5 protein-coding genes are annotated in these 3651 nt (G+C 67.2%); all 5 read left to right on the top strand.

The window, feature by feature from the left end; genetic code table 11:
- Positions 1 to 378 (top strand): Smr/MutS family protein (locus tag GJ693_RS14625; protein ID WP_197042230.1); only part of this gene is annotated, 378 nt, incomplete at its 5' end.
- Positions 379 to 447: 69 nt separating this feature from the next.
- On the top strand, positions 448 to 1224 hold the full coding sequence (locus tag GJ693_RS14620; RefSeq protein ID WP_156256999.1) for an enoyl-CoA hydratase: 777 nt from the start codon (positions 448 to 450) through the stop codon (positions 1222 to 1224).
- Positions 1221 to 2528, top strand: a complete 1308-nt coding sequence (locus GJ693_RS14615; protein WP_235902952.1) for a cytochrome P450 — start codon at positions 1221 to 1223, stop codon at positions 2526 to 2528. The genes GJ693_RS14620 and GJ693_RS14615 overlap by 4 nt, the downstream gene beginning before the upstream one ends.
- A complete protein-coding gene (locus GJ693_RS14610; protein WP_156256998.1) occupies positions 2525 to 2962 on the top strand; it encodes an acyl-CoA thioesterase in 438 nt (145 codons plus the stop codon). The genes GJ693_RS14615 and GJ693_RS14610 overlap by 4 nt, the downstream gene beginning before the upstream one ends.
- 32 nt (positions 2963 to 2994) lie before the next feature.
- Positions 2995 to 3453, top strand: a complete 459-nt coding sequence (locus tag GJ693_RS14605) for a peptidylprolyl isomerase (RefSeq protein WP_156256997.1) — start codon at positions 2995 to 2997, stop codon at positions 3451 to 3453.
- The last annotated feature ends 198 nt before the right edge of the window (positions 3454 to 3651 follow it).

The raw sequence follows: 3651 nt of genomic DNA, 5'->3' as shown, positions 1-3651 counted from the left end.
GCCCCGGCCAAGCCCAAGCCGCCCCCACCGCCGGCCCGCCCGCAGCCCCACCCGCTCGGCGCGCCGCTGGATGGCACGTGGGACCGGCAGATCAGCCGCGGCCGCCTCTCGCCAGACCGGGTGATCGATCTGCACGGGCACACGGTGGCCGATGCCCATGCCATCTTGTCCGCTGCCATCCTGGCCAGCGACGGCAGCCGGGTCATCCTGGTCGTCACGGGCAAGGGCCGCCCTGATCGCCCGGCGCGCATCCGCGCCGAATTGATGCACTGGCTGGAGCGGCCCGATCTGCGCCCCCACGTCGCCTCCCTGCGCGCCGCCCACCCGCGCCACGGCGGCGGCGGCGCTTTCTACATCGTCCTCAAGCGCGCGAAGTAACGCCCTATCGCCAATTGCAGGCGGCCCCTTGCCTGCAATGCACTAATGTGGCGGCAGGGGAGGACGCGCATGTCCGAAGATGTCGTGTTGGTCAGTCGTGATGGCCCGGTGGCCGTCGTCACACTCAATCGTCCGCAGGCGATGAATGCCTTGAGTTCGGCGCTGCGCCGCGAACTGGCGCGCGTGTTTCGGGCGCTGGAGGCCGATGATGACGTCCGCGCCATCGTGCTGACGGGCGCCGGCACCCGCGCCTTCACCGCCGGGTTGGATCTGAAGGAGCTTGGCCAGCAGGGCCTGGGCGCCGCCAACGCGGAAGGCCCGGACGACAATCCGGTCAAAGCCATCGAACAGACCGGCAAGCCGGTGATCGGCGCCATCAACGGCGTTGCCATCACCGGCGGCTTCGAGGTGGCGCTGGCCTGCGACGTGCTGATCGGCAGCGAGAATGCGCGTTTTGCCGACACCCATGCCCGCGTCGGCATCATGCCGGGCTGGGGACTCTCCCAGAAACTCTCCCGCCTGATCGGGCCCTACCGGGCGCGCGAACTCTCGCTCAGCGGCAATTTCCTCGATGCCGCCACGGCAGAACGCTGGGGCCTGCTGAATCGGGTGGTGCCGGCGGACGAGTTGGTCGCCTCCGCCACCAGGCTCGCCCACGACATGGCGACCATCGCCCCCGCATTCGCGCGCGGCTACAAACAGTTGATCAACGACGGCTATGCGCTGCCGTTCGGCGAAGCGATGGCGCTGGAAGCCGAACGTTCGACCGCCGCCAATGCCAAGGTCTCCGCCGCCGAAGTGGAAGCCGCCCGCGGCGCCGTGCAAGCCAGAGGACGCCAGCAATGACCGCCATGCCCTTCCCCGGCTTCAACAGCGACACGCTGGACGACACGCTGGTCAACCCGGCCGCCTATGCCGATGAAAGCATCCACGACGCCTATACCAAGCTGCGCGCCGAGGACCCGGTGCACTGGACCGAGCCCAAGGGCTTCCGTCCGTTCTGGTCAATCACCCGCCATGCTGACATCGTCGCCGTGTCCAAGGCCAACGACCGTTTCATCAACCGCGAGCGCACCTATATCAGCCCCATCGAGGCTGAGGATTTCGTCAAGCAGACCACCGGGGACAGCCACTTGTTCCGAACCCTGGTTGACCTCGACGATCCCCTGCACATGAAGCTGCGGCGCATCACCCATACCTGGTTCATGCCGCAGAATCTGAAGAAGCTGGAGCCCGAGATCGCCGCCATTGCCAAGGCGCATGTCGATCACATGGCCGCGCTGGGCGGCGCCTGCGACTTCGTCAATGAAGTCGCGCTCTGGTACCCGCTGCGCGTCATCATGAAGATCCTGGGCCTGCCGGACGCGGACGAGAACCGCATGCTGCAGATGACGCAGGAAATCTTTGGCCCGCAGGATCCCGATGTCGTGGCGCGCAGCCGCATCATCACGCAGGGGCTGGGTGGCCCGGAAGCCACCGGCAACCCGCAGGTCGATATCCTGGCGCTGGTGCAGCAGTTCTTCGCCTATTTCGGCGAGGTGATGCAGGATCGGCGCGCCAATCCGCGCGACGATCTCGCCACCGTCATCGCACAAGGCACCGTGGATGGCGAACCCATCGGCTTGCTCGAGGCGATCAGCTATTACGCCATCACCATCACCGCCGGCCATGACACCACCAGCAGCACCGCATCCGGCGGCCTCAAGGAGCTGATCCGCAATCCCGATCAGCTGGCGCGACTGAAGGCCGACCCCTCGCTGATCCCGCAGGCGGTCGAGGAAATGATCCGCTGGGTGACGCCAGTGAAGCATTTCATGCGCACCGCGACCCAAGACACCGAGGTGGGCGGCAAGACCATCCGCAAGGGCGACGGCGTCGCGCTCTTCTATTGGTCGGGCAACCGCGACGAGGCGGTGTTCGAGGACCCGTTCACATTCCGGGTGGACCGCGCCAACAACCCGCAGACCGCCTTTGGCAACGGCGTCCACCAATGCCTGGGCCTGCACCTGGCGCGCATGGAAATCCGGGCGCTGTTTGCCGAACTGCTGCCGCGGCTGGACGAGATCGAACTGGCAGGCGAGCCAAAACTGTCCGTCGCCAACTTCGTTTCGGGCTTGAAGGCCATGCCGATCCGGTATCGCATGCGATGAAGGCCGATCCGCGCCGGCGGCTGTCCGCATCCTATCCGGACAGCCTGACGCTGGAGACACGCTTCGCCGACATGGACGTGAACGGCCACCTGAACAACGTCGCCTTCGCCCGGCTGTTCGAGGAAACCCGCGTGCGCTTCAACCGGGCGGGCCCGGCCGCGCCGGCTGCCGGCGAGCGCCGTTCCAATTTCGTCGTGGCGCACGTGGCCATCGATTATCTGGCAGAGGGCAATTATCCGGCGCCGGTCACCATCGGCTATGCCATTGCCCATATCGGCAACAGCAGCTTCACGGTGGCCATGGCCGCCTTCCAGGAGGGGGCCTGTATCGCACTGTGTGATTCCATCCTGGTCCACCGCGATCCGGCAACCGGGCCGGCGCCGATTCCGTCGGCCCTGCGGGAACGACTTGAGGCGCATCGGCTTCGCGGCTAGAGCCTCCACTTTCCCCCGAACGGAGTCTCCCCATGGCCGACGCGCCCACCACCCTTACCCTTTCGCTCGACAGCGGCGGCGATGTCGTCATCAAGCTGCGCCGCGACGTAGCGCCTGGCCATGTCGAACGCATCACCACCCTGGCCAATCAGGGTTTCTACGACGGCATCCTGTTCCACCGTGTCATCCCCGGCTTCATGGCCCAGGGCGGCTGCCCCAAGGGCACCGGCACCGGCGGCAGCGACCTGCCCGACCTGAAGGCCGAGTTCAATGACGTGCCGCACGTGCGCGGCGTCTGCTCGATGGCCCGCACCAGCGCGCCGCACAGCGCCAACAGCCAGTTCTTCATCTGCTTTGATGATGCCCGCTTCCTCGACCGCCAGTACACGGTGTGGGGCGAGGTGATTTCCGGCATGGAGCATGTCGACGCGCTGCCCAAGGGCGAGCCGCCGCGCAATCCGGGCAAGATCCTCAAGGCAACCGTCGCCTGACCGGCAGCGCCTGACGCCAAAGCAAAACCCCCGCCAGAGCGATCTGGCGGGGGTTTTTCGTTGCCGTCGTGTTGCCGCTCAGCGCCCGGCGGGCGAGCGCCGCTGGCCGTTGTTGCGCTGGCCACCGAAGCCGCCACCGGGGCGACCCTGCGGGCGGGCCGCATTGGCCGGGCGGCCAAAGCCACCGTCGCGGCGGGC

Origin of the sequence: Sandarakinorhabdus oryzae, from assembly GCF_009733735.1 — a bacterium.
GTDB lineage: Bacteria > Pseudomonadota > Alphaproteobacteria > Sphingomonadales > Sphingomonadaceae > Sandarakinorhabdus > Sandarakinorhabdus oryzae.
This window is presented reverse-complemented; position numbering and strand designations above follow the sequence as displayed.

What these genes read in the sequence shown, in the direction of transcription:
- GJ693_RS14620 (WP_156256999.1), top strand. Translation starts at nt 448, where the DNA reads ATGTCCGAAGATGTCGTGTTGGTCAGTCGTGATGGCCCGGTGGCCGTC.
- GJ693_RS14615 (WP_235902952.1), top strand. Translation starts at nt 1,221, where the DNA reads ATGACCGCCATGCCCTTCCCCGGCTTCAACAGCGACACGCTGGACGAC.
- GJ693_RS14610 (WP_156256998.1), top strand. Translation starts at nt 2,525, where the DNA reads ATGAAGGCCGATCCGCGCCGGCGGCTGTCCGCATCCTATCCGGACAGC.
- GJ693_RS14605 (WP_156256997.1), top strand. Translation starts at nt 2,995, where the DNA reads ATGGCCGACGCGCCCACCACCCTTACCCTTTCGCTCGACAGCGGCGGC.